The organism is Klebsiella pneumoniae (genome assembly GCF_000742135.1).
Lineage (GTDB): Bacteria > Pseudomonadota > Gammaproteobacteria > Enterobacterales > Enterobacteriaceae > Klebsiella > Klebsiella pneumoniae.
The window spans coordinates 3,166,845-3,191,142 of the sequence record NZ_KN046818.1; the positions used below are offsets into that span (position 1 = coordinate 3,166,845).

The following is a 24,298-nucleotide window of genomic DNA, read 5'->3' on the forward strand; positions in this document are numbered from 1 at the left end:
CTTACTGCGCCTGCACCCGCAGCTCAGCTGCGGAACGACTACGGTGACCCAACAGTGCTTTAACATCGCTGGACTTTGGTTTAACCAGCGCAAACTTCGCGGAGAAGGCCGGCCAGTTGGCGAGGATCTCTTCGCCGCGTTGCGAACCGGTAAGCTGTACGTGCTCGGTGATTAAACCGCGCAGGTGCTCTTCATGGATGGCCAGAGAATCAACGTCCAGCACTTCCACCAGCTCCGGGTTCACGCGTTTGCGGAAGTCGCCATCTTCATCCAGGACATAGGCAAAGCCGCCGGTCATCCCTGCGCCAAAGTTGACGCCGGTTTTTCCGAGCACGCAGACGATGCCGCCGGTCATATATTCGCAGCCGTTGTCGCCGATGCCTTCCACCACGGTGATAGCGCCGGAGTTACGCACGGCGAAACGCTCGCCCGCGCGGCCTGCGGCGTACAGACGACCACCGGTCGCGCCGTACAGGCAGGTGTTGCCGATAATGCTGGCTTCATGGCTGCGGAACGCAGAGCCCACCGGCGGACGAATGGCCAGCAGACCGCCCGCCATGCCTTTCCCGACGTAGTCGTTGGCGTCGCCAGTCAGATGCAGTTCCACGCCGCCGGCGTTCCACACGCCGAAGCTCTGGCCCGCGGTGCCGCTAAAGTGAGCGACGATCGGGTCGCCCGCCAGTCCCTGGTCGCCATGGGTCTGGGCGATATACCCGGACAGCGAGGCCCCCACGGAGCGGTCGGTGTTGCGGATATCAAACCAGAACGTCTTGCTCTGCTTTTCATCCACGTACGGTTTCGCCTGCTGCAGCAGCTGGGCGTTGAGCACGCCGTTATCGAACGGTGGGTTGTTCTCGGTGCAGTACAGCGCTTTGCCCGGATGCGGCTCTGCGGTCTCCAGCAGTTTACCCAGATCCAGTTTCTGCTGCTTGGCGGTGAACCCATCCAGCTCTTTGAGCAGATCGGTGCGGCCAATCAGATCCACCAGACGCTTGACGCCCAGCTGGGCCATCAGCTCGCGGGTCTCACGGGCGATAAATTCAAAGTAGTTGGTCACTTTGAACGGCAGACCGTGATAGTGATTCTTACGCAGTTTGTCATCCTGGGTCGCCACGCCGGTAGCGCAGTTGTTCAGGTGGCAAATACGCAGGTATTTACAGCCCAGCGCGACCATCGGGCCGGTACCGAAACCGAAGCTCTCCGCGCCGAGGATCGCCGCTTTGATGATATCGAGGCCGGTTTTCAGACCGCCATCCACCTGCAGACGGATCTTATGACGCAGACCGTTAGCGACCAGCGCCTGTTGGGTTTCCACCAGGCCGAGCTCCCACGGACAGCCGGCATATTTCACCGAAGAGAGCGGGCTCGCCCCGGTGCCGCCGTCGTAGCCGGCGATGGTGATCAGGTCGGCATAGGCTTTGGCCACGCCGGTGGCGATGGTGCCAACGCCCGGCTCAGAAACCAGTTTGACCGAAATCATCGCTTTCGGATTGACCTGCTTGAGGTCGAAAATCAGCTGCGCCAGATCCTCGATAGAGTAGATATCGTGGTGCGGCGGCGGGGAAATCAGCGTGACGCCCGGTACCGAATAGCGCAGTTTGGCGATGTACGGGGTGACTTTATCACCCGGCAGCTGGCCACCTTCACCCGGTTTCGCCCCCTGGGCGACTTTGATCTGGATGACGTCGGCATTGACCAGGTAGGCTGGCGTGACGCCGAAGCGGCCGGACGCGACCTGCTTGATGCGCGACACTTTATTAGTGCCGTAGCGCGCCGGGTCTTCACCGCCTTCACCGGAGTTGGAGAAGCCGCCGATGCTGTTCATCGCTTCCGCCAGCGACTCGTGCGCTTCCGGGCTCAGGGCGCCGATCGACATCGCCGCGGTATCGAAGCGTTTAAACAGCTCCTTCGCCGGCTCTACTTCGTCGATGCTGATAGCGTCTTCGCCTGGGTTGAGCGCCAGCAGGTCGCGCAGCGTGGCCGCTGGACGTTCGTTAACCAGTTTCGCGTATTGTTGATAATCGCTGTATTCGCCGCTCTGCACGGCCTGCTGCAGGGTGCGCACCACGTCCGGGTTGTAGGCATGATATTCGCCGCCGTGCACATATTTCAGCAAACCGCCCTGGGCCAGCGGCTTACGCGCCAGCCAGGCGCGTTTCGACAGATTCAGCAGATCCTGCTGGAAGTCGTCGAAGCTGGCGCCGCCGATGCGGCTGACCACGCCCTGGAAGCAGAGATCGGAGACATCGCGATGCAGACCGACCGCTTCGAACAGCTTCGAGCAGCGGTAGGAGGCGATGGTCGAGATCCCCATCTTGGACATGATCTTATACAGACCTTTGTTGATACCGTTGCGATAGTTCAGCATCACCGCACGGTACGGTTTATCGATGGCTTTGCTGTCGACCAGCTTCGCCAGCGTTTCGTAGGCGAGGTATGGATAGATAGCCGTCGCCCCAAAGCCGAGCAGCACGGCGAAGTGGTGCGGATCGCGGGCGCTGGCGGTTTCAACGATGATGTTGGCATCGCAGCGCAGGCTTTTATCGACCAGACGGGTCTGGATCGCGCCAACGGCCATCGGCGCCGGTACCGGCAGACGGTCTTTGGCGATGTTGCGGTCAGAGAGCACCAGCAGCACGGTGCCGTCGCGCACCATTTGCTCCGCTTTATCGCACAGCGCTTTCACCGTCTCGCTGAGGGAGGCCTCTGCCGGGTTGAACGTGATATCGAGGACGTCGGCGCGATAGTGCTCTTCTTCCATCGTCGTCAGCTGTTTAAAATCGGAGTACAGCAGGATCGGCGATTTGAAGCTCAGACGATGCGCCTGGCCTTCCGCTTCGCAGAAGACGTTCATTTCGCGACCGATGCTGGTAGCCAGCGACATGACGTGCGCTTCGCGCAGCGGGTCGATCGGCGGGTTAGTCACCTGGGCGAACTGCTGACGGAAGTAATCGTAGATAATGCGCGGCTGGCTGGAGAGCACGGCGAAAGGCGTGTCATCGCCCATCGAACCGACTGCTTCCTGGCCATTTTCGCCGAGCACGCGCAGGACGGAGTCCAGCTCTTCCGCGCTGTAGTTAAACTGTTTCTGGTAGCTGGCGAGCGTGTCGTCATCCAGCTGGCGGCTGCCAACCTCTTCGTCCGGCAGATCTTCGAACGGCACCAGGCGACGAACGTTTTTCTCCATCCACTCTTTATACGGATGGCGGCTCTTCAGATCGTCATCGGTTTCCGCTGAGTGCAGAATGCGTCCGGCACGGGTATCGATAACCATCAGCTCGCCCGGGCCCACGCGGCCTTTCTCGACCACTTCGTCAGGCTGGTAATCCCAGATGCCGACTTCGGAGGCGCAGGTGATGAGCTTATCTTTGGTAATGACGTAGCGCGCCGGGCGCAGACCGTTACGGTCGAGGTTACAGGCCGCGTAGCGGCCATCTGACATGACGATGCCCGCCGGGCCGTCCCACGGCTCCATATGCATGGAGTTAAAGTCGAAGAATGAACGCAGCTCCGGATCCATATCCGGGTTGTTCTGCCAGGCTGGCGGCACCAGCAGACGCATGGCGCGCACGATGTCCATCCCGCCGGCCAGCAGCAGCTCCAGCATGTTGTCCATAGAACTGGAGTCGGAGCCGGTTTCGTTAACGAACGGCGCGGCGTCGTGCAGGTCAGGGATCAGCGGGGTCTGGAACTTATAGGTACGGGCGCGGGCCCACTGGCGGTTGCCGGTAATGGTGTTAATTTCACCGTTGTGCGCCAGGTAGCGGAACGGCTGCGCCAACGGCCAGCGTGGTACGGTGTTGGTGGAGAAGCGCTGGTGGAACAGGCAGATAGCCGACTCCAGGCGCAGGTCCGCGAGGTCCAGGTAGAAGCGCGGCAAATCCGCCGGCATACACAGACCTTTATAGATGTTGACCAGATTGGACAAGCTACAAACGTAGAAATCTTTGTCTTCCTGCAGACGTTTTTCAATGCGACGACGCGCAATAAACAGACGGCGCTCCATATCGCGCGGGCGCCAGCCAGCCGGGGCGTTGACAAAGATTTGCTCAATACGGGGCAGCGAGGAGAGGGCGATTTCACCGAGCACGCCTTCGTTGGTCGGCACATCGCGCCAGCCGACAATCGACAGGGTCTCAAGCTGAAGTTCTTCTTCAACGATGCGGCGCGCCGCTTTAGCCAGCTCAGGATCTTTATTCAGGAACAGCATCCCAACGGCGTAGTTTTTGGCTAAACGCCAGCCGCGCTCTTCGGCAACGATGCGGAAGAAACGATCGGGTTTTTGCAGCAGCAGACCGCAACCGTCGCCGGTTTTACCATCGGCAAGGATTGCGCCACGGTGCTGCATGCGGGCCAGTGCGTGTATTGCGGTTCGCACTACCTTGTGGCTAGGTTCGCCTTCTATGTGGGCGATCAGGCCGAAACCACAGTTATCCCTCTCAAGGGATTTGTCGTACAACATATCAGTGAACCTCCCCAGGCTCTACGGACACCCTCCGATACCGATTGCGCACAGGCACAGAAAGAGCATGGCGACGGGGTTTACACCTCGCATTCGCCCTCTTTAAATCCTTTTCGCATCGGTACACAAGTTTGAGGACTTGCTGTTAAGAGGGAATCTCAATTACTGCATAAATATGATGAGCAGAGTGCTCATCCAGAAAGCTTCCAGCGGATTCCCAACTTATCGGGAATCCACACTTACGTCAAATGGCAATCTTATTAATACAAAAATGTGCTATACACAAGTTAACTAATTGTTATTAAAGAAAATAATGGCAATTTTTATGCTTTGAATACGCCTGCTGGTGGTGCGGCTAGTGTGATCTGTCTCACTGTGCACGCGGCTTTGCATTACCAATATGCGCTGAAATATATTTCATTATTAGCATATTTGACTGCAATATTTTTAACTACTGGACATTAATACCGTTTTTTACCAGAAAGCAGATTAGGGCAATGCGAAGATAAAATATAAGGAAAACTCATCACCTGGTGGTTGAATGAAATTGCAGTAATCTTGATTGTTTATGCAATAGGGTTGGTCGCCGCGCTGACGATTGATCCAGGTCATCGCCGTCGGTGACGAAAAGTGGCAGGCTTGGCCCCCTTTGTTGAGGGCGGTCTATCAGATTATGCAGTTACAGAAATTAGTCAATATGTTTGGTGGGGATCTTATGCGTCGCTATGGCGAAAAGGTCCATAAGCTAACGCTGCACGGCGGTTTTAGCTGCCCAAACCGCGACGGCACGCTGGGCCGCGGCGGTTGCACTTTCTGTAACGTGGCATCGTTTGCCGATGAGGCGCAGCAGCATCGCTCTATCGCCGAACAGCTCGCTCATCAGGCGCAGCTCGTCAACCGGGCGAAGCGCTATCTGGCCTATTTTCAGGCCTACACCAGCACCTTCGCTGAAGTGCAGGTGCTCCGTTCAATGTATCGTCAGGCCGTCAGTGCCGCAAATATCGTTGGCCTGTGCGTCGGCACCCGCCCGGACTGCGTTCCGCAGGCGGTCCTTGACCTGCTGAGTGAATACCATCAGCAAGGGTATGAGGTATGGCTGGAGCTGGGGCTGCAAACTGCTCATGATAAGACCCTGCATCGCATTAACCGTGGACACGATTTCGCCTGTTATCAGCGTACCGCGCGCCTGGCGCGAGAGCGGGGGCTGAAAGTCTGTGCGCATCTGATCGTCGGTCTGCCCGGAGAGAGCCAGGGGCATTGTCTGCAGACGCTGGAGCAGGTAGTGGCGACCGGCGTGGATGGGATCAAATTGCATCCACTGCATATTGTGAAAGGCAGCATTATGGCCAAAGCGTGGCAGGCCGGGCGTCTCGATGGCATTGAGCTGGAGGCGTATACCGTCACCGCTGGAGAGATGATCCGCCATACGCCGCCGGAGGTGATCTACCACCGTATTTCCGCCAGCGCCCGTCGGCCCACGCTGTTGGCGCCGCTGTGGTGTGAAAATCGCTGGACCGGCATGGTTGAACTGAATCGTTATCTGAATCAGCAGGGCGCTCAGGGCTCGGCGCTGGGCCGTAGCTGGGTTGCTCCCCAGGCTGAGTGAGAAGTACGAGCGTGATGTCCGGAACAATGCCGGACATCGCGCTCCTGCCATTTATGCCTGGCTGGCTTTCATCGTCACACGCGGAGTTTTGATCACGAACAGCACCAGCAGGGCGCCAAGCGCGGCGATAGTGCCGGCGAGAACGAAAGCGCTGTCAAATTTACCAGTAGACTGCACGATATAGCCGGTAACAATCGGCCCCACGATGCCGGAGACGCTGCCGATAAGATGGATAAAGCCGCTGGCGCCGCCGACGCGGGATTTATGCACCACGTCCTGGATAATCGCCCAGTAGATCGCCCCGGTTACATAGAGGAAAAAGATGGAGACCGACATCAGCAGAACGGCAGGCACGACGCTGCTGACGGTACCCGCCAGTCCCACGCAGATAGCGGCCATCAGCAGGCATACCACCAGCACAATTTTGCGCGACAGCAGCAGGCGCCCGGTGAGTTTAAAAATTTTATCGGAAATATAGCCCCCAAGCGCCAGACCGACAAAGCCGACTATCCATGGGATCATAGTGGTAAGGCTCATCTGTTTAATATCCAGATGGTGCTGTTGTACCAGATAGGACGGGAACCAGCTGAGAAAGAAAAACAGAATATAGTTGTAGCAGAAGAAGGCAAAGGCCGTTACCAGAATAATTGGCTGTTTCAAATAATAACCCAGCGAGTGAGCTGTTTGATTTTCTATTGTTTCCAGCGCGACTTCTTCTTCTTTCATTTTATTAATCAGCTTAAGTTCTTCCTGGCTGACTTTTTTGTGCTTTTCGGGCGAATTAGCGGCAATGAAAAACCACGCTATCATCCATACAATACCGATAGCGAAAATAATCATAAAAGCCGGGCGCCAGCCGAATGCCAGGGCCAGGTAACCGACGATGGGGCCGGCGACCGCGCCGCCCAGCGGAGAGCCTGCGCTGAGAAAGCCGACGGCGGTAGCCGCTTGCTTTTTAGGAAACCAGCCGTTGATCATCTTGTTCGCCGATGCGCAGATCGGGCCTTCCGCCATCCCGAAAAGCACCCGCAGCACCAGCATGGAATAAAAGCCGGTGGCTACCGCGGTTAAGCCGCAAAACAGCGACCACAGACCGACCGCCAGGCCCATTACCAGCGTTGCGCCAAACTTATCCACGGCCAAACCGCCAATAAAATTAAATACCGCGTAGCCGAAGAAAAAGCTGCCGAAAATAATGCCGAATTGTTCAGCGTTAAGTGCAAGGTCCTTTTCAATCATCGGGACCGTAATGGATAATGCCACCCGGTCAAGATAATTTATCATATATACTAAAAATAATAACAGGACGATAATCCAGCGGATATTTTTTCCCATGATAACACCATGCTCATTATATTATTTATATCAGGCGCGGCGGATACGCAGATATCCGTCGGCCGTTATTCTATACGATGCCGGTTTAACCCAGCTGCAGCAGCACTTTGCAGCAGGTCTTACGGTCGTTAGCAAAAATCTCCATGGCCTCTTTCACCTGCTCCAGCGGCATACAATGGGTGATTAACGCCTCCGGACGAATAAGGCCTTTCTCCATCCAGTCGATGACCAGCGGAAAACGCCCGCTGTTCAGCCGGGAGGAGAAAATAGAAATTTCTTTACTGGTGATGCTTTGCTGAGTGAGGGTCGAGGCCTCGCCGGAGAAACCGAGTATACCGATGCGGGCGGCGGGGGAGGCGAGGAGAATGGCTTCCTGCAGGATCGCCGGGTGGCAGGCGGCATCAATGACCAGCGTGGGGGCAAGCTGCCGCTGCGCCAGCTGTTCCGCGAGCGGCTGGTCAGTGTTATCGAGCGTCAGATCGGCGCCGTTTTCCCGGGCCATCTGCAGACGTTCGGCAATGCGATCCACGACGATCACCTGCTTAACGCCATATACCCCCTTTAGCGCCTGAATGATTGTCAGCCCCATCGGGCCAGCGCCGTAAACCAGGGCAATATCTTGCGCCGTGGGCTGCAGCTGGGCGGTAATATTTGCCGCGATGGTAAAAGGCTCAACCATCGTTGCCTGACGGTCGCTGATAGCCTCGGGGATGCGCCAGGCATTTTTCGCCGGCACGCAGGCATAGTCGCTAAATCCCCCGTCGCGGTGAACTCCTATGACCTGGAGCTGCGTACAGACATTCGGCCTTCCTACCGAGCAAGTATAACAATGGCCGCAGCTGACAACGGGGTCCACCGCGACACGCTCGCCGATGCGTGCCGGAGATACCTGCTCGCCGACGGCGTCGATGATGCCATAGAATTCATGGCCGATGACGCGGGGATATTTCGCGAATGGGTTGTGGCCGTGATAGATGTGTACATCGGAACCACAGATCCCGGCAAAAGCAATTTTCACCCGTACTTCATGGGCGCCCGGAACTGGAACCGGACGTGATTCAATGTTCAGTTGGCCTGGCTCTTTGACGACGACGCTTCTCATTTTGATTCCTTCCATTGTCTTTTTTCTGAACAAATTACGCTACTTTTATTACCATACAAGTATGCAAAAGATCATAATCAGGCCTGGATCACATTTGAGAAAGCTCGGCAGAAAAAGCCATGGCATGATTAATCTATTGAAATAAATTGAAAAAAATTATGAATGCGCCGACGCATTCACCGCTGGCGAGCCGGTCGGCAGGAATGTGATCGCTATCACGACAGCCAACGCTCAATCATCTATGATTACTGGTATGGTAGTAGGGTAAATTAAACTAAGTTGAGCAGGTGAAGACAATGCAGATGACAATGCGCTGGTTTGGACCAGAGGAAGACAAGATTTCATTAGAACATATTCGCCAGGTGCCTGGCGTTGAGGGGGTGGTCGGCGCGCTCTACGACGTCGCGGTGGGCGAAGTATGGCCGGTGGATAAAATTGAGCGTCTGGTCGGTCAGGCCCATGCCGCAGGCCTGAAAATGGAGGTGATAGAGAGCGTCAACATCCATGACGACATCAAAATCGGCCTACCTACCCGTGACCGCTATATTGCCAACTACCAGCAGACCATCCGCAACCTTGCCCGCTTTGGCGTTAAAGTCATCTGCTATAACTTCATGCCGGTTTTCGACTGGATGAAGACGGATATGAACTACGTCCTGCCGGATGGCTCGCTGACGATGGCGTTTGAGAAGAAAGATATCGATAAGCGGCTGGAGGACGTGGTGAAGGAGGTGCTTGAGAATTCAAACGGCTTCGCCTTGCCGGGCTGGGAGCCGGAACGGCTGGCGGAGGTGCAGACCCTGTTTGCCAAATATAGCGCGGTGGATGATCAGAAGCTGCGGGAGAACCTGGTTTATTTTCTGCAGGCGGTGATCCCGGTTTGCGAAGAGGTTGGGGTGAAAATGGCGATCCACCCGGACGACCCGCCGTACTCCATTTTTGGCCTGCCGCGGGTGGTCAAAAACCGCGACGATCTGGACTGGATCTGCCGGGCTGTCGATTCACCCGCCAACGGCATTACGCTCTGCACCGGCTCGATTGCCGAAGATCCTGATAATGACGTGTACGCCATCCTGGCCGAATTTACGCGGCGTAAGCGAATTCATTTTGCCCACGTCCGCAATATAAAGCTGATGCAGGATAAAGACTTTTACGAGTGCGCCCATCCGTCAGAGTACGGCTCCCTGGATATGTACAAAGTGATGCAAGCGCTGTATGACAACGGATTCGACGGCTATATTCGCCCGGATCATGGTCGCTTTATCTGGGGAGAGACCGGACGGCCGGGCTATGGCCTGTTCGACCGCGCCCTCGGCGTGACCTACCTGAAAGGACTCTGGGAGGCGTTAAGCAAGCGTTAATCCCTCTTCTGATCCCCCTCTTTTGCGGCTGGTTCGCCTCTGCGGCCGGCCGCCGTATCGACTCCTGCCCGCATTTTTTGCACAACTTACAGCGCATTGCTCAGAATTGAGTATTATTGTGCGGAGTTGTCGTGAAGGAATCCCCTATGAAGCAAATTCGTATGCTGGCGCAGTATTATGTCGACCTGATGATGAAGCTGGGTCTGGTCCGCTTTTCGATGCTGTTGGCTCTTGCGCTGGTGGTGCTGGCCATCGTGGTACAGATGGCGGTTACCATGGTGCTGCATGGCCAGGTTGAAAGTATCGACGTTATCCGCTCTATCTTCTTTGGCCTGCTGATCACGCCTTGGGCGGTCTACTTTCTCTCGGTGGTGGTGGAGCAGCTCGAAGAGTCCCGTCAGCGTCTTTCGCGGCTGGTGGACAAGCTGGAGGAGATGCGTGAGCGCGATCTAAAGCTGAACGTCCAACTGAAAGATAACATCGCGCAGTTGAATCAGGAGATTGGCGAACGTGAAAAAGCGGAAGCCGAGCGCGAGACCACCCTCGAGCAGTTGAAGATTGAGATGAAAGAGCGTGAAGAGACGCAGATCCAGCTCGAACAGCAATCCTCCTTTCTGCGCTCTTTCCTTGATGCTTCCCCGGACCTGGTCTTCTATCGCAATGAGGATAAGGAGTTTTCAGGCTGTAACCGGGCGATGGAGCTGCTGACCGGCAAAAGCGAGAAACAGCTGATCCACCTCAAACCGCAGGACGTCTATAGCGAAGAGGCGGCGGAAAAGGTACTGGAGACCGACGAGAAGGTGTTCCGCCATAATGTATCGCTGACCTATGAGCAGTGGCTGGACTATCCCGATGGCCGCAAAGCGTGCTTTGAAATCCGCAAGGTCCCCTACTACGATCGCGTCGGTAAGCGTCGCGGCCTGATGGGCTTCGGCCGCGATATCACCGAACGTAAACGCTATCAGGACGCTCTTGAGCGCGCCAGCCGGGATAAAACCACCTTTATTTCCACCATCAGTCATGAGCTGCGTACCCCGCTAAACGGGATCGTCGGGCTGAGCCGAATTTTGCTGGATACCGAACTGACCAGCGAGCAGGAAAAATACCTGAAAACTATCCATGTCTCGGCGGTGACGCTGGGGAATATCTTCAATGATATTATCGACATGGACAAAATGGAGCGCCGCAAGGTGCAGCTCGATAACCAGCCGGTGGACTTCACCAGCTTCCTTGCCGACCTTGAAAACCTATCCGGCTTGCAGGCACAGCAGAAGGGGCTGCGCTTTGTGCTGGAGCCGAGCCTGCCGCTGCCGCATAAGGTAATCACGGATGGGACCCGCCTGCGGCAGATCCTGTGGAATCTTATCAGTAACGCCGTGAAGTTTACCCCGCAGGGCGGAGGGGTGAACGTCCGCGTGCGCTATGACGAAGGCGATATCCTGCACTTCGAAGTGGAAGACTCCGGAATTGGTATTCCTGAAGCGGAACAGGACAAAATTTTCGCCATGTATTACCAGGTCAAAGACAGCCACGGCGGCAAACCGGCCACCGGAACCGGGATTGGTCTCGCCGTCTCGCGTCGCCTGGCGCGTAATATGGGCGGTGATATCAGCGTTACCAGCCAGCCGGGTAAAGGGGCGACCTTTACGCTTACTGTCCATGCGCCTGCCATTGCGGAAGAAGTGGAAGATACGCTGGCGGAAGACGACATGCCATTACCGGCGCTCAACGTGCTGCTGGTTGAGGACATTGAGCTCAACGTTATTGTGGCCCGTTCAGTGCTGGAAAAACTGGGTAACAGCGTTGATGTGGCGATGACCGGGAAAGCCGCGCTGGAGATGTTTGAGCCAGGCGAATATGACCTTGTGCTGTTGGATATTCAGTTACCGGACATGACCGGACTGGATATTTCCCGGGAACTGAAACAGCGCTTTGCCGCTGACGAGCTACCGCCGCTGGTCGCCCTCACCGCCAACGTGCTGAAGAATAAAAAAGAGTATCTCGACGCCGGGATGGACGATGTGTTGAGTAAGCCGCTATCGGTGCCAGCGCTAACGGCCATGATCAAGAAATTCTGGGATGCACCGGATGAGGAAGCGCAGGAAGCGCCGGCGGCCGATCTGCATAAAGCCGACGCGGTGCTGGATACCGATATGCTGGAGCAATATATCGAGCTGGTGGGACCGAAGCTTATCAACGATGGTCTCGCGGTGTTTGAGAAGATGATGCCGGGCTACATGTCCGTTCTGGAGTCTAATCTGACCGCCCGCGACCAAAAAGGGATTGTCGAAGAGGGGCATAAGATCAAAGGGGCGGCCGGTTCTATCGGACTGCGCCACATCCAGCAGCTGGGCCAGCAGATCCAGACTCCGGATCTGCCTGCCTGGTCTGATAATGTCGCTGAATGGGTTGAAGAGATGAAATCCGAGTGGCAAAACGATGTAGCGGTACTGAAGGCGTGGGTGGCGAAAGCCAGCAAAAAATGACCCCGGACAGACCGGGGTGCGCGAATACTGCGCCAACACCAGGGAACTGGTGGTTGAGCCAGTGTTGTTTGAGTGATGTTGTTACGTGGCGCAACCGAAGAAGTGGATTGCTCGCTCATTAAGATAGCAAAGCTTAACTAATTTGTTACATGAATCAGTAAAATATGTGAAGCATAGCGAGTTAATCGACATTTTTGACTGGTTTCAGCGAGTTGCATGGAGGAGCGAAAGCGATGAAAAAAATTGGTGTGGTACTGGGCGGCTGCGGCGTGTACGACGGCAGTGAAATCCATGAGGCGGTGATTACCCTGCTGGCGATCGCGCGCAACGGCGCGCAGGCAGTGTGCTTTGCGCCCGATAAACCGCAGCGCGATGTCATCAACCATCTGACCGGGGAGGCGATGCCAGAGCAGCGCAATGTGCTGGTGGAAGCAGCGCGTATCGCCCGCGGCGACATCCTGCCGCTGGCGCAGGCGCGTGCGGAGACGCTGGACGCGCTGATCGTCCCTGGCGGCTTCGGCGCGGCGAAAAATCTAAGCAGCTTCGCCGCCGAGGGCAGCGAATGCCAGGTGGATCCCGATCTGCGGGCCCTGGCGCTGGCGATGCATCAGGCCGGCAAGCCGCTGGGCTTTATGTGCATTGCCCCGGCGATGCTGCCGAAGATCTTTGCGTTTCCGCTGCGGATGACCATTGGGACCGATCTTGATACCGCCGATGTGGTGGAAGAGATGGGGGCAGAGCACGTGCCTTGCCCGGTCGACGACATCGTGGTGGATGAAGACAACAAAGTGGTCACCACTCCGGCGTATATGCTGGCGGAGGACATTGCGCAAGCCGCCACCGGAATTGAGAAGCTGGTGGCCCGCGTGCTGGCGCTGAGCGCATGAGGCTCCGCGTTGCGCCCTTTGCGCTGCTGAAACGTCTGGCATTGCGTCTGCTGCTGATCGCCGCCGTCCTCTGGGGCGGGGGGATCGCGCTGTTTAGCGTGCTGCCGGTGCCGTTTTCGGCGGTGATGCTTGAGCGGCAGGTGAGCGCCTGGCTGTCCGGTGATTTCCATCATCTGGCGCATTCCGACTGGGTTGCCATGGATAAGATCTCCCCATGGATGGGGCTGGCGGTGATTGCCGCCGAAGATCAGAAGTTCCCGGAACACTGGGGGTTCGACGTGTCGGCGATTGAGAAAGCGCTGGCGCACAATGAGCGGCATGATACCCGGATTCGCGGCGCGTCAACGCTGTCGCAGCAGACGGCGAAAAACCTGTTTTTATGGGATGGCCGCAGCTGGCTGCGTAAGGGGCTGGAAGCCGGGCTGACTGTCGGGATCGAAACCGTGTGGAGTAAAAAGCGGATCCTGACCGTCTACCTGAATATTGCCGAGTTCGGCGATGGGATATTTGGTGTGGAAGCGGCCGCCCAGCGCTATTTTCATAAACCCGCCAGTCAGCTGACGCCGGGGGAAGCGGCTCTGCTGGCCGCGGTGCTGCCGAACCCGATCCGCTATCGCGCCGATGCGCCGTCAGGCTATGTGCGCAGTCGTCAGGCCTGGATCTTACGCCAGATGCGACAGCTGGGCGGGGAAGGGTTCATGCGCGAGCATAAGCTCTATTAGCGGGTTACTCCGGCGCCGGGGCTGGTACAATCGCCAGTCGTCCGCCGCCGGGAAGCGTCACGTTTAGTCTTCGTCAAAGCCAGCGTTAAACAGGGCAATCACCGCGGCGAGGGCTTCAACTTCCTGCGGACCGCTGGCCTCCACCTCTATCTGTCGCCCTTTCGCCGAGTCCAGCATCAGCAGGGCAATCACGCTGTTGGCTTCCGCCTCTGTGCCTTCATCGTTGCGCAGCAGTACTTCGGCATCGAAATTCTGCATCAGTTCGAACAGCTTCATCGCCGGGCGGGCGTGCATGCCCAGCTTATTGGTGATTTCAACGGTCTGCTTTACGGTCATGATTTACGTTTTTCCAGCGTCCGATGACGAGACTGCACGTTCTTGCCGCGCGAGCGGAAGTAGTCAGCCAGTTGTTCAGCAATATAAACCGAACGATGTTTACCGCCGGTACAGCCAATGGCCACCGTCAGATAGCTGCGATTGTTGGTCTCCAGCATCGGTAACCATAGCTCAAGATAGCTTCGGGTCTGATAAATAAAGTTGTGCACTTCAGTGTGCCGATCGAGGAAGGCGGCCACTGGTTTATCCAGACCGGTCATTGGACGCAGTTTCGGATCCCAGTGCGGGTTGGGCAGAAAGCGCACGTCAAAGACGTAATCGGCATCGATCGGAATACCGTGCTTGAAGCCGAAGGATTCGAAGACCATCGTCAGTTCACGCTCGCGTTTACCCAGCAGTCGGGTACGCAGCATTTCCGCCAACTCATGCACCGACATTTCCGACGTATCGACGATCAGATCGGCGCGGGAGAGCAGGGGCTCCAGCAGATCGCTCTCTTCGTCGATGGCGCTTTCCAGCGACAGATTCTTGCTGGAGAGCGGGTGCAGGCGACGGGTGTCGCTGTACCGGCGGATCAGGGTATTGCGGTCGGCATCAAGGAACAGCAGCTGCGGAGAAAAACATTCCGGCAGATTCTGCATCGCCTGCTCGAAGATCTCCGGGGATTCCGGCATGTTACGCACGTCGATGCTGACGGCCGCGGAGATATTACGGTCAGCCAGCGACCGCGCCAGGTCGGGCAGCAGCACGACCGGCAGGTTATCCACGCAGTAAAAGCCCATATCTTCCAGCGCTCGCAGAGCGACGGATTTCCCCGAGCCCGAGCGGCCGCTGACGATCATCAGTACCATGTACCGTTTCTCCTCAGTACGATAAAGGATAAGGTGCGACTGCCGTTATGCGTCATCGCTGCTTCCTGCTTCGGTGATGATCTCATACAACTCTTCATCGCTCTGCGCCGCACGAAGGCGACGACAAATCGCTTTGTCCGCCAGCCGTTTTGCCACCAGGGAGAGCGTATGCAGGTGAGTTTTTGTCTGGTCGGCCGGCACCAGCAGCGCGAACAGCAGGTCGACAGGCTGATTGTCGATCGCGTCGAAGGCGATGGGGGTTTCCAGCTGGACAAAAACGCCGACAGCACGCAGCGTATCCTCTTCCAGTTTTCCGTGGGGAATGGCAATACCATTGCCGATCCCGGTACTGCCCATTTTTTCGCGGGTGAGGATCGCTTCGAACACCACCTGCGGCGGCAAACTTAACTGTTTGGCGGCCAGTTCGCTGATGATTTCCAGAGCACGCTTCTTGCTCTGGCAGTGCACCTGGCTACGGGTACATTCCTGGTTCAGGACGTTGCTCAGTTGTAGAGCCGAATCGTTGTTCATCATAATTTCACCTGAGCGCCCCCGCGCCCGTCGCCGATGATATCCAGCGGCGGGCGCAAGGGGGCCCGGACAATTAGTGTTGTTTTAGTTTATCTTTGTGCTTCGTTAACTGTCTTGCCAGCTTGTCGATAAGACCATCGACAGCCGCATACATATCCTGCCCTTCCGCACTGGCATGGATTTCGCCACCGTTGACATGCAGATTCGCGTCCGCAATTTGCGTCACTTTCTCTACTTTTAACACAATATAGACCTGATTGATCCGGTCGAAAAATTGCTCCAGCTTGCTGAACTTCGCCGTAACGAATTCGCGCATCGCAGGCGTAATTTCGACGTTGTGTCCTGTAATGTTGAGCTGCATAGTGTCTTCCTTATCGGTTATGTCAGACCAGTTGTTTACGCTGGTTTGACGGCGGGATGGATAAAGACTCTCTGTACTTCGCGACAGTGCGGCGCGCCACCATAATACCCTGCTCGGACAGCATGGAGGTGAGCTTACTGTCGCTCAACGGCTTCGCGGGGTTTTCCGCGGCGATGAGCTTCTTCACCAGCGCGCGAATAGCCGTCGACGAGGCTTCGCCTCCGCCTTCGGTATTCACATGGCTGGAGAAGAAATACTTCAGTTCAAAAATACCGCGCGGACTGTGCAGATATTTTTGCGTGGTGACACGGGAAATCGTCGATTCATGCATCTCGACGGCCTGGGCGATATCGGCCAGCACCATCGGCTTCATATACTCTTCACCCTGTTCGAAAAAAGCCTGCTGCTGCTCTACGATGCAGCGGCTGACGCGCAGCAGGGTATCGTTGCGGCTTTCCAGACTTTTAATCAGCCAGCGGGCTTCCTGCAGATTGCTGCGAATGTACTGGCCGTCGGCGTCATTGCGGGCGCTGTTGCCCATTGCCGCATACTGCTGATTTATTTTCAACCGTGGAATGCTGTCGGCGTTGAGCTCGACGGTCCAGCGGCCGCTCACCTTGCGCACCAGCACATCCGGGATGACATATTCCGGTTCGCTGGTCTGAATGGACTGGCCAGGGCGAGGATCCAGGGACTGGATCAGGTTGACCGCCTCTTTAAGCACCTCTTCTTTCAGGCGGGTGACTCGCATTAGAGTGCGGAAATCATGGTTGGCCAGCAGATCAAGATGGTCGCTGATAATCAGCCGCGCCTCTTCCAGCCACGGCGTCTCTTTCGCAAATTGCGACAGCTGGATCAGCAGGCAGTCGCGCAGATCTTTCGCTGCGACGCCAACCGGATCAAAACGCTGGATTCGCTTGAGGACCGCTTCCACCTCCTCCAGGCCGATCTCGTCATCGCCGATGCTGTCGACAATATCTTCAATCTGAATCGTGAGGTAGCCCGTATCGTCGACGGCGTCGACGATAGAGGTGGCAATAGCGCGGTCGGTGTCGGTGAAAGGCGTCAGCTCAACCTGCCACATCAGATAGTCCTGCAGCGTCTGGGTGGTCTCGCCTTGATAGACGGGAAGCTCGTCGTCCTGATAGTCGACGCCGTTACCCGACGGCGTGCCAGCGGTATAGATTTCATCCCAGCTGGCATCGAGAGGCAGTTCGTCGGGCATCTCTTTTTGCTCAAGCGCATCGACGGTATCGAGGGACTCGCGGTCCTCCACCTCTTTTGCCTCTACCTCGTCGTGAAGATCGGTTTGCTCAAGCAACGGGTTACTTTCCAGCGCTTGCTGGAGCTCTTGCTGGAGTTCTAACGTGGACAACTGCAGCAAACGAATCGCCTGCTGCAGCTGCGGCGTCATGGCAAGCTGTTGGCTAAGCCTTAATTGCAAACCTTGCTTCATGTTCAGGGTAAATATCTCCGGCTAAAACGTCTGTAACCTCTACCCTATCAGAGTCTGAAGTCTTCCCCAAGATACACGCGCTTAACCTGCTCATCTTCGAGGATCTGCTGCGGTGTACCATGAGCGATAAGGTGTCCCTGACTGACAATATACGCGCGTTCGCAGACCGCGAGGGTCTCACGGACGTTATGGTCGGTAATCAGAACGCCGAGACCGCTGTCGCGCAGGTGCTCAATGATGCGTTTAATATCGATAACGGAGATCGGATCCACGCCGGCAAAGGGTTCATCCAGAAGAATAAATTTCGGATTCGCCGCCAGCGCGCGGGCGATTTCGACGCGGCGGCGTTCACCACCGGAGAGCGCCTGACCGAGGCTGTCGCGCAGGTGCTCAATATGAAACTCTTCCATCAGCTCTTTAGCGCGATCTTCCCGTTGTTCGCTGGTTAGATCGTCACGGATCTGCAGGACCGCCATCAGGTTGTCATAGACGCTGAGGCGACGGAAAATCGACGCTTCCTGCGGCAGGTAGCCGATGCCCCGTCGCGCGCGCGCGTGCAGCGGCAGCAGGCTGATGTCTTCGTCATCGATGATGATATTGCCTGCGTCGCGGGGCACAATCCCGACCACCATGTAGAAGGTGGTCGTTTTACCGGCGCCGTTCGGGCCGAGCAAGCCGACAATCTCGCCCGAGTTAACGGTGAGACTGACATCTTCCACCACGCGGCGGCCTTTATACGCTTTAGCGAGATTCTTCGCAGTTAAGGTTGCCATAACGGATTAGTTACTCTTCTTTTGCTGGTTGCCGCTTTTGTCCTGCAGCTCGGACGGCACCAGAACGGTGGTGACGCGTCGACCTTTGTCGCTGAAGGCCTGCATTTTTTGCTCTTTCACCAGATAGGTGATCTTGTCGCCCTTGATGTTGCTGTCGAGCTGTTCCAGATAAGCGTTGCCCGTCAGCACGACGTAATCGTTCTGCAGCTCGTAGCGCATTTTCGACGCCCGGCCTTTTACCGGCTTGCCGTTATCCTGCATCTGATAGAAAGTAGCCGGGTTACCGAAACCTTCGATCACCTCTTTGCCTTTCTCGTTGCCCGGACGGGTGACCACCACTTTATCAGCGTTAATCTTGATCGTCCCCTGGGTCACGACCACGTTACCGGTGAAGGTGACGACATTGCCCTGCATGTCCAGCGACTGCTGATCGGATTCGATATGGATCGGCTGATCGGTATCGCCCGTCTTGGCGAGGGCCGGCAGGCTGGCGGCCAGTAACGCGCCGGCGAGCGCAATCTTAAGGCTGAGTTTGTTTGTTCTGAATTTCATAAGAGGTTCTCACCTTTTCAATCAGCTCGGCATTTTTGCTGCGAAGGTTTCCACGCATTTTCAGGCCGCTGGAATTAAATGTGGTGCCGTATAACGTCACCATGTCATCGGAGGTAACGTCCTGCGTTACCAGATTTATCTGGGCGTTATCCGTCGTAATTTTGCGCAGTTGAGAATCTGGCGCGAGCGCATTCACCTCAACGTGCCCGTAAAGATAGAGCATCCGGTCATTCGTCAGCTTCGCTTTGTCTGCTCTGACCGACCAGGTAGGCACCTTGTTAGTATCAAAGGTGGTCATCACCGGTTTGGTAAACCAGGAGACCTCCTGATCGGAAAAATATTCCACGTGCTCGGCAATCAGCCGATAGCTCAGGGCGCCTTCCGGACTGTATACCACGGTGTCGGTATGTTCGCTTTTATACGTAGGGTCGTTAGGATTGACCTCCGGCTGGGCCGTGTCGTCCGTATTCGCCAGATTCAGGCCGATAAGGATCAGCGCGAGCAGCGACAGTAAAATGATAACCCAACGTCTGGTTTTACTCATATTGATTGCCCTTTGGCCTCATCCAACTTGCCCTGCGCCAATAGTAACAAATCGCAGACTTCGCGTACCGCGCCGCGTCCGCCGTTAATTCGCGTGACATAATTCGCCCGCGGTAGCAGCAGCGGATGCGCATCGGCGACGGCGACGCTAAGGCCCACTTCGGCCATCACCGGCCAGTCAATAAGATCGTCGCCGATGTAGGCGACTTCTTCCGGCCGCACGTGCAGTTTGTCCGTCAGATCGCGGAACGCCAGCAGCTTGTCCGACTGCCCCTGGTACAAATGCGTAATGCCCAGCGTCTGACAGCGATCTTCTACCAGTTTAGCTTTTCGCCCGGTAATAATCGCCACTTCAATACCCGAGGTCAGCGCGCAGCGGATACCATAGCCATCGCGGACGTTAAACGCTTTCAGCTCCTCGCCGTGATTACCCATATAGATAAGCCCGTCGGATAATACACCGTCGACATCAAGGATCAGTAGACGGATCTTCGCCGCGCGATCGACAAACGCCTGGCTTACCGGCCCGTAGCAGGTCGCTAACTGAGCATCAGCATTATTCATTATTTTTTCCTTACTTACACTACGCCCGCGCGCAGCAGATCGTGCATATGTACCACACCCAGCAGATGGTCGCCATCGGCAACCAGCACGCAGGTGATATGACGGGATTGCATCAGGTTTAGCGCATCCACCGCCAGAGTGCCGGGGCGGATGCGGATACCTCCCCGGGTCATGACGTCGGCAATGCTGGCATCGCGCATATCAACGCCGGTATCGAAGACCCGGCGCAGGTCACCGTCGGTAAAAATACCGATGATGTTCATATCGTCATCGCAGATAGCGGTCATGCCTAAATTTTTACGCGTGATTTCCAGCAGCGCATCGCGCAGGGTCGCCTGCAGGCCGACGTGCGGGATTTCATCACCGGTATGCATAATATCATTGACCCGCAGCAACAGCTTACGGCCGAGTGCGCCGCCCGGATGCGACAGGGCGAAATCCTCAGCGGTAAAGCCGCGGGCTTCCAGCAGGGCGACGGCGAGGGCATCACCCATCACCAGCGCGGCGGTGGTGCTCGACGTGGGCGCCAGTCCTAACGGGCAGGCCTCCTTCGGCACTTTCACGCACAGATGGATATCCGCCGCGCGCGCCATGCTGCTCTCCGGCCGGCTGGTGATACAGATAAGCTTCACCTGCTGGCGCTTGAGGACCGGGATCAGCGCGAGGATTTCATTCGATTCGCCGGAGTTCGACAGCGCAATTACCACATCCTGTGGGGTGACCATACCTAAATCACCGTGCGCCGCTTCGCCGGGGTGGACAAAAAATGCCGAGGTGCCGGTACTGGCGAAGGTTGCCGCCATTTTGCGGCCGATGTGGCCGGATTTGCCCATCCCCATCACCACGACTTTCCCGCCGCAGCGGAAAATCGTTTCGCAGGCATGGGTAAAGTCTTCATTTATGTATTGATCGAGCTGGGCCAGACCTTCACGTTCAATTTCCAGCACCTGACGGCCTGCCTGTTGAAAGTCAAAATCCGTGGGCAAATCTATTTGCGACATGATGTTATCCCGAATCATTCAACGAAGAGCGGTGCTGTCCAAAACAGCATCGCCAACCAAACCACAAAGCCGCCGACCAGCAGCGCGCCAACCAGTCGTCCCGGCTGCTGCTGACGGCGCCAGCACAGCACTGCGAAGATCAGGCTGACCAGCAGCATCACGCCATAATCGCGAGTGAAGGCTTCGGTCGCAAAGCTCCCCGGCGCGATCAGCGCCGGTAAACCCAGCACCAGTGCGATATTAAGGATATTGGCGCCGATGATATTGCCGATGGCAATATCATCTTCCCCTTTCCGCGCCCCGGCGATGGCGGTGGCCAGCTCCGGCAGGCTGGTGCCTATCGCCACCACCGTCAGGCCGACGGTCAGTTCGCTGATGGCGAAATAGTTTGCCAGCACTGTACTGTTATCCACCACCATGCGGGTCGCCATCGGCATGACGATCATCGCTACCCCTAACCAGAGCAGGGCGACCGGCAGCGACCCTTCGCGTGGCAGCTCCGCCAGCTGTTCGCGGGTCAGGCTATCGCTTCCCTGGCGCTCCGCCAGGCGAGCGATTTTGATGGTGAACAGCAGCCACAGAAGCGCTAACGCCAGTAAAAATAGCCCGTCGAGACGGGTCAGTTGTCCATCGTAGAGCACCAGTCCCGCCAGCACGCTGACCAGCAACATTAGCGGTAATTCGCGGCGCAGAATATCAGAATGCACGGTAAATGGCCTGAGTAAGGCGGCGAGACCGAGGATCAATAAGATATTGGTGATATTAGATCCGAGCGCGGTGCCGACCGCCAGATCGGTCTGCCCGTGCAGCGAGGCCGTGGTGGCGACCATGATCTCAGGCAGGCTGGTGCCGATACTGACCACTGTCATGCCGATGATCAGGGGCGGGATCCCCAACATACGACACAGGATGGAGGCGGCATAGACCAGACGATCGGCGCTGTAGACAACCAGCAATAAACCAATAATTAACAGAGCCGTCGCTAAGAGCATCTAAAGTCCTTTCTTCAGGTATAATCGTCGCCTCGCTGGGTTATCCCTACGCAGCGTAACGAATTCTTAATTTTGACTTTATGTGTGCCAAAAGTAAAACAAATGCCAGCTTTCGCTAACCTGTGCAGGTAAGATTCTGTAAAAATGTTGTGATTGTGGCGCAAGAAAGGGCCATGCTTGCCCGTCAGGTGTTTAGTAAGGATGATTTTATGAGCCAAACTCAGGCGAATTTAGTTGAAGTGCGCGGTATCCGCTTTTCACGCGGCGATCGTGTGATCTTCGACGACATCTCGCTGTCGGTGCCGCGCGGTAAAATTACTGCGATCATGGGACCTTCGGGGATCGGCAAGACTACCCTGTTACGCCTGATCGGCGGCCAGATCCCGCCGGACAGGGGAGAGATCCTGTTTGATGGCGAGAACGTGCCGCAGATGACGCGTTCGCGTCTTTATACGGTGCGTAAGCGGATGAGCATGCTGTTCCAGTCCGGCGCGCTGTTCACCGATCTCAATGTCTTTGACAACGTTGCCTATCCGCTGCGCGAACATACGCATTTGCCGCCTGCGCTGCTGCATACGACGGTGATGATGAAGCTGGAAGCGGTGGGGCTACGCGGTGCGGCGAAGTTAATGCCTTCTGAGCTTTCCGGTGGGATGGCGCGCCGCGCCGCCCTGGCGAGAGCCATTGCCCTGGAGCCGGATCTGATTATGTTCGACGAACCGTTCGTCGGGCAGGATCCCATCACTATGGGCGTGCTGGTGAAGCTGATTTCTGAACTCAACAGCACGCTGGGTGTCACTTGCATCGTGGTTTCGCACGATGTGCCCGAGGTGCTTAGTATTGCGGACTACGCGTATATCGTGGCGGATAAAAAGATTGTCGCCCACGGTAGCGCCCAGTCGCTACGGGAGAATACCGATCCTCGGGTTCGTCAGTTCATTGATGGTATTGCCGACGGTCCGGTACCGTTCCGTTATCCCGCTGGCGACTATCACCATGATTTATTAGGCATAGGGAGTTGAGCGACTCATGCTGTTTAATGCGCTGGCCGCGCTAGGTCATCGCGGTATTAAAACCACCGCGACGTTTGGACGCGCCGGATTAATGCTTTTCAACGCCGTTGTCGGCAAACCAGAGTTTCGCAAGCACGCGCCGCTGCTGGTTCGTCAACTCTATAACGTCGGCGTCCTGTCGATGCTGATTATCATTGTATCGGGCTTGTTTATCGGTATGGTGCTCGGGCTGCAGGGGTATCTGGTGTTAACCACCTACAGTGCAGAGACCAGTCTTGGCATGCTGGTGGCGCTGTCGCTGCTGCGTGAGCTGGGGCCGGTGGTCGCCGCGCTGCTGTTTGCCGGCCGCGCCGGGTCGGCGCTGACCGCCGAGATTGGCCTGATGCGGGCCACGGAACAGCTCTCCAGTATGGAGATGATGGCGGTGGATCCGCTGCGTCGCGTCATTTCCCCACGCTTCTGGGCCGGTGTCATTTCGCTGCCGCTGCTGACGATTATCTTCGTCGCGGTAGGGATCTGGGGCGGTGCGCTGGTGGGTGTGAGCTGGAAAGGCATTGACGGTGGTTTTTTCTGGACCGCGATGCAAAATGCCGTCGACTGGCGAATGGATCTGGTGAACTGCCTGATTAAGAGTCTGGTGTTCGCTATTACGGTAACCTGGATTGCGTTATTTAATGGTTATGACGCTATCCCCACTTCCGCCGGGATTAGCCGGGCGACAACGCGTACCGTGGTGCATGCGTCGCTGGCGGTTCTGGGGCTGGATTTTGTGCTGACTGCGCTGATGTTTGGGAATTGAGTTCATGCAAACGAAAAAAACTGAAATCTGGGTAGGGGTGTTCTTACTGGTGGCGCTGCTGGCGGCGCTGTTTGTCTGCCTGAAGGCGGCGAACGTCACCTCGCTACGCACCGAGCCGACTTATCGCCTTTATGCGACTTTCGATAACATCGGCGGCCTGAAGGCGCGCTCGCCGGTGCGCATCGGCGGCGTGGTAGTGGGGCGGGTAGCGGACATTACGCTCGATCCGAAAACCTATCTGCCACGCGTGGAGCTCGATATCGATGAGCGCTACAACCATATCCCGGATACCAGTTCGTTGGCGATCCGCACCTCTGGCCTGCTGGGCGAGCAGTACCTGGCGCTGAACGTCGGTTTTGAAGACCCGGACCTCGGGACGACTATCCTTAAAGACGGCGGCACTATCCAGGACACCAAGTCCGCCATGGTGCTGGAAGATCTGATTGGTCAGTTCCTTTATAACAGTAAGGGCGGCGACAATCAGAATTCTGGCAATGATAAGGCCGAGGCAGAAGGTCATACTGACGCGACGCCGGCAGCCGGCACGACGCATTAATTTCAGGAG

22 protein-coding genes are annotated in these 24,298 nt (G+C 56.6%); 8 read left to right on the forward strand and 14 right to left on the reverse strand.

Annotated features, from left to right (window positions below):
• Position 1: 1 nt before the first annotated feature.
• Entirely contained in the window at positions 2–4,462 is a 4,461-nt protein-coding gene (gene gltB / locus DR88_RS10675; RefSeq protein ID WP_004144939.1) for a glutamate synthase large subunit, read from the reverse strand.
• Between the two features lie 673 nt (positions 4,463–5,135).
• Here gltB and mnmL point away from each other — a divergent pair.
• Positions 5,136–6,068 (forward strand): tRNA modification radical SAM protein MnmL/YtqA, encoded by a 933-nt coding sequence (gene mnmL, locus DR88_RS10670; protein ID WP_004149961.1) that lies wholly within the window; start codon positions 5,136–5,138, stop codon positions 6,066–6,068.
• A 51-nt stretch (positions 6,069–6,119) separates the two neighbouring features.
• Here mnmL and DR88_RS10665 read toward each other — a convergent pair whose 3' ends face one another.
• Positions 6,120–7,403 carry an MFS transporter gene (locus tag DR88_RS10665; RefSeq protein WP_002918453.1) on the reverse strand — a complete coding sequence of 428 codons (1,284 nt, stop codon included), beginning with the start codon at positions 7,401–7,403 and terminating at the stop codon, positions 6,120–6,122.
• A gap of 85 nt (positions 7,404–7,488) precedes the next feature.
• The gene (locus DR88_RS10660) at positions 7,489–8,505 is read right to left on the reverse strand and encodes a Zn-dependent oxidoreductase (protein ID WP_004149959.1); all 1,017 of its coding nucleotides are present in this window, start codon (positions 8,503–8,505) and stop codon (positions 7,489–7,491) included.
• 296 nt (positions 8,506–8,801) lie between these two features.
• On the opposite strand from DR88_RS10660, the gene uxuA reads away from it, so the two are divergent.
• The 4 genes from uxuA (at position 8,802) to mtgA (ending at position 13,961) form a co-directional block, all read left to right on the forward strand.
• A complete protein-coding gene (gene uxuA / locus DR88_RS10655) occupies positions 8,802–9,866 on the forward strand; it encodes a mannonate dehydratase (RefSeq protein ID WP_004174133.1) in 1,065 nt (354 codons plus the stop codon).
• A 146-nt stretch (positions 9,867–10,012) separates the two neighbouring features.
• Positions 10,013–12,352: an aerobic respiration two-component sensor histidine kinase ArcB gene (gene arcB, locus DR88_RS10650; RefSeq protein WP_002918444.1), complete on the forward strand. Its 2,340-nt coding sequence runs from the start codon at positions 10,013–10,015 to the stop codon at positions 12,350–12,352.
• Between the two features lie 233 nt (positions 12,353–12,585).
• A complete protein-coding gene (elbB, locus tag DR88_RS10645) occupies positions 12,586–13,239 on the forward strand; it encodes an isoprenoid biosynthesis glyoxalase ElbB (RefSeq protein ID WP_002918442.1) in 654 nt (217 codons plus the stop codon).
• On the forward strand, positions 13,236–13,961 hold the full coding sequence (mtgA, locus tag DR88_RS10640) for a monofunctional biosynthetic peptidoglycan transglycosylase (RefSeq protein WP_025861203.1): 726 nt from the start codon (positions 13,236–13,238) through the stop codon (positions 13,959–13,961). The genes elbB and mtgA overlap by 4 nt, the downstream gene beginning before the upstream one ends.
• Before the next feature lie 63 nt (positions 13,962–14,024).
• On the opposite strand, the gene npr is transcribed toward mtgA, so the two are convergent.
• The 11 genes from npr to DR88_RS10585 form a co-directional block, all read right to left on the reverse strand.
• Complete coding sequence (gene npr / locus DR88_RS10635) at positions 14,025–14,297, reverse strand: PTS phosphocarrier protein NPr (protein WP_002918431.1); 273 nt, start codon at positions 14,295–14,297, stop codon at positions 14,025–14,027.
• The gene (rapZ, locus tag DR88_RS10630) at positions 14,294–15,148 is read right to left on the reverse strand and encodes an RNase adapter RapZ (protein ID WP_025861206.1); all 855 of its coding nucleotides are present in this window, start codon (positions 15,146–15,148) and stop codon (positions 14,294–14,296) included. The genes npr and rapZ overlap by 4 nt, the downstream gene beginning before the upstream one ends.
• 45 nt (positions 15,149–15,193) lie before the next feature.
• Positions 15,194–15,682 (reverse strand): PTS IIA-like nitrogen regulatory protein PtsN, encoded by a 489-nt coding sequence (ptsN, locus tag DR88_RS10625; RefSeq protein WP_004144926.1) that lies wholly within the window; start codon positions 15,680–15,682, stop codon positions 15,194–15,196.
• Between the two features lie 70 nt (positions 15,683–15,752).
• Complete coding sequence (gene hpf, locus DR88_RS10620) at positions 15,753–16,040, reverse strand: ribosome hibernation promoting factor (protein ID WP_002918423.1); 288 nt, start codon at positions 16,038–16,040, stop codon at positions 15,753–15,755.
• Positions 16,041–16,062: 22 nt separating this feature from the next.
• Entirely contained in the window at positions 16,063–17,496 is a 1,434-nt protein-coding gene (gene rpoN / locus DR88_RS10615; RefSeq protein ID WP_004149952.1) for an RNA polymerase factor sigma-54, read from the reverse strand.
• Positions 17,497–17,543: 47 nt separating this feature from the next.
• Entirely contained in the window at positions 17,544–18,269 is a 726-nt protein-coding gene (gene lptB / locus DR88_RS10610; RefSeq protein ID WP_002918417.1) for an LPS export ABC transporter ATP-binding protein, read from the reverse strand.
• A 6-nt stretch (positions 18,270–18,275) separates the two neighbouring features.
• On the reverse strand, positions 18,276–18,821 hold the full coding sequence (lptA, locus tag DR88_RS10605; RefSeq protein ID WP_002918415.1) for a lipopolysaccharide ABC transporter substrate-binding protein LptA: 546 nt from the start codon (positions 18,819–18,821) through the stop codon (positions 18,276–18,278).
• Positions 18,790–19,365 carry an LPS export ABC transporter periplasmic protein LptC gene (gene lptC / locus DR88_RS10600; protein WP_002918413.1) on the reverse strand — a complete coding sequence of 192 codons (576 nt, stop codon included), beginning with the start codon at positions 19,363–19,365 and terminating at the stop codon, positions 18,790–18,792. Before lptC ends, lptA begins: the two co-directional genes overlap by 32 nt.
• Complete coding sequence (gene kdsC / locus DR88_RS10595; protein WP_002918405.1) at positions 19,362–19,928, reverse strand: 3-deoxy-manno-octulosonate-8-phosphatase KdsC; 567 nt, start codon at positions 19,926–19,928, stop codon at positions 19,362–19,364. The genes lptC and kdsC overlap by 4 nt, the downstream gene beginning before the upstream one ends.
• Before the next feature lie 14 nt (positions 19,929–19,942).
• The gene (gene kdsD, locus DR88_RS10590; protein ID WP_004144922.1) at positions 19,943–20,947 is read right to left on the reverse strand and encodes an arabinose-5-phosphate isomerase KdsD; all 1,005 of its coding nucleotides are present in this window, start codon (positions 20,945–20,947) and stop codon (positions 19,943–19,945) included.
• Positions 20,944–21,921 carry a calcium/sodium antiporter gene (locus DR88_RS10585; protein WP_004149949.1) on the reverse strand — a complete coding sequence of 326 codons (978 nt, stop codon included), beginning with the start codon at positions 21,919–21,921 and terminating at the stop codon, positions 20,944–20,946. The genes kdsD and DR88_RS10585 overlap by 4 nt, the downstream gene beginning before the upstream one ends.
• 209 nt (positions 21,922–22,130) lie before the next feature.
• On the opposite strand from DR88_RS10585, the gene mlaF reads away from it, so the two are divergent.
• The 3 genes from mlaF to mlaD are packed head-to-tail and all read left to right on the forward strand — an operon-like array spanning position 22,131 to position 24,289.
• Complete coding sequence (mlaF, locus tag DR88_RS10580) at positions 22,131–22,943, forward strand: phospholipid ABC transporter ATP-binding protein MlaF (RefSeq protein ID WP_004150950.1); 813 nt, start codon at positions 22,131–22,133, stop codon at positions 22,941–22,943.
• A gap of 7 nt (positions 22,944–22,950) precedes the next feature.
• Positions 22,951–23,733, forward strand: a complete 783-nt coding sequence (gene mlaE, locus DR88_RS10575) for a lipid asymmetry maintenance ABC transporter permease subunit MlaE (RefSeq protein WP_004150949.1) — start codon at positions 22,951–22,953, stop codon at positions 23,731–23,733.
• Between the two features lie 4 nt (positions 23,734–23,737).
• A complete protein-coding gene (gene mlaD / locus DR88_RS10570; RefSeq protein ID WP_002918387.1) occupies positions 23,738–24,289 on the forward strand; it encodes an outer membrane lipid asymmetry maintenance protein MlaD in 552 nt (183 codons plus the stop codon).
• Positions 24,290–24,298 lie beyond the last annotated feature (9 nt).

Coding starts and splice junctions, on each gene's coding strand:
- DR88_RS10665 (WP_002918453.1), bottom strand. CDS start 7,403: ATGGGAAAAAATATCCGCTGGATTATCGTCCTGTTATTATTTTTAGTA.
- DR88_RS10660 (WP_004149959.1), bottom strand. CDS start 8,505: ATGAGAAGCGTCGTCGTCAAAGAGCCAGGCCAACTGAACATTGAATCA.
- kdsC (WP_002918405.1), bottom strand. CDS start 19,928: ATGAATAATGCTGATGCTCAGTTAGCGACCTGCTACGGGCCGGTAAGC.
- kdsD (WP_004144922.1), bottom strand. CDS start 20,947: ATGATTCGGGATAACATCATGTCGCAAATAGATTTGCCCACGGATTTT.
- npr (WP_002918431.1), bottom strand. CDS start 14,297: ATGACCGTAAAGCAGACCGTTGAAATCACCAATAAGCTGGGCATGCAC.
- lptA (WP_002918415.1), bottom strand. CDS start 18,821: ATGAAATTCAGAACAAACAAACTCAGCCTTAAGATTGCGCTCGCCGGC.
- ptsN (WP_004144926.1), bottom strand. CDS start 15,682: ATGATGAACAACGATTCGGCTCTACAACTGAGCAACGTCCTGAACCAG.
- elbB (WP_002918442.1), top strand. CDS start 12,586: ATGAAAAAAATTGGTGTGGTACTGGGCGGCTGCGGCGTGTACGACGGC.
- mnmL (WP_004149961.1), top strand. CDS start 5,136: ATGCAGTTACAGAAATTAGTCAATATGTTTGGTGGGGATCTTATGCGT.
- uxuA (WP_004174133.1), top strand. CDS start 8,802: ATGCAGATGACAATGCGCTGGTTTGGACCAGAGGAAGACAAGATTTCA.
- rpoN (WP_004149952.1), bottom strand. CDS start 17,496: ATGAAGCAAGGTTTGCAATTAAGGCTTAGCCAACAGCTTGCCATGACG.
- mlaE (WP_004150949.1), top strand. CDS start 22,951: ATGCTGTTTAATGCGCTGGCCGCGCTAGGTCATCGCGGTATTAAAACC.
- gltB (WP_004144939.1), bottom strand. CDS start 4,462: ATGTTGTACGACAAATCCCTTGAGAGGGATAACTGTGGTTTCGGCCTG.
- hpf (WP_002918423.1), bottom strand. CDS start 16,040: ATGCAGCTCAACATTACAGGACACAACGTCGAAATTACGCCTGCGATG.
- mtgA (WP_025861203.1), top strand. CDS start 13,236: ATGAGGCTCCGCGTTGCGCCCTTTGCGCTGCTGAAACGTCTGGCATTG.
- rapZ (WP_025861206.1), bottom strand. CDS start 15,148: ATGGTACTGATGATCGTCAGCGGCCGCTCGGGCTCGGGGAAATCCGTC.
- arcB (WP_002918444.1), top strand. CDS start 10,013: ATGAAGCAAATTCGTATGCTGGCGCAGTATTATGTCGACCTGATGATG.
- lptC (WP_002918413.1), bottom strand. CDS start 19,365: ATGAGTAAAACCAGACGTTGGGTTATCATTTTACTGTCGCTGCTCGCG.
- mlaF (WP_004150950.1), top strand. CDS start 22,131: ATGAGCCAAACTCAGGCGAATTTAGTTGAAGTGCGCGGTATCCGCTTT.
- DR88_RS10585 (WP_004149949.1), bottom strand. CDS start 21,921: ATGCTCTTAGCGACGGCTCTGTTAATTATTGGTTTATTGCTGGTTGTC.
- lptB (WP_002918417.1), bottom strand. CDS start 18,269: ATGGCAACCTTAACTGCGAAGAATCTCGCTAAAGCGTATAAAGGCCGC.
- mlaD (WP_002918387.1), top strand. CDS start 23,738: ATGCAAACGAAAAAAACTGAAATCTGGGTAGGGGTGTTCTTACTGGTG.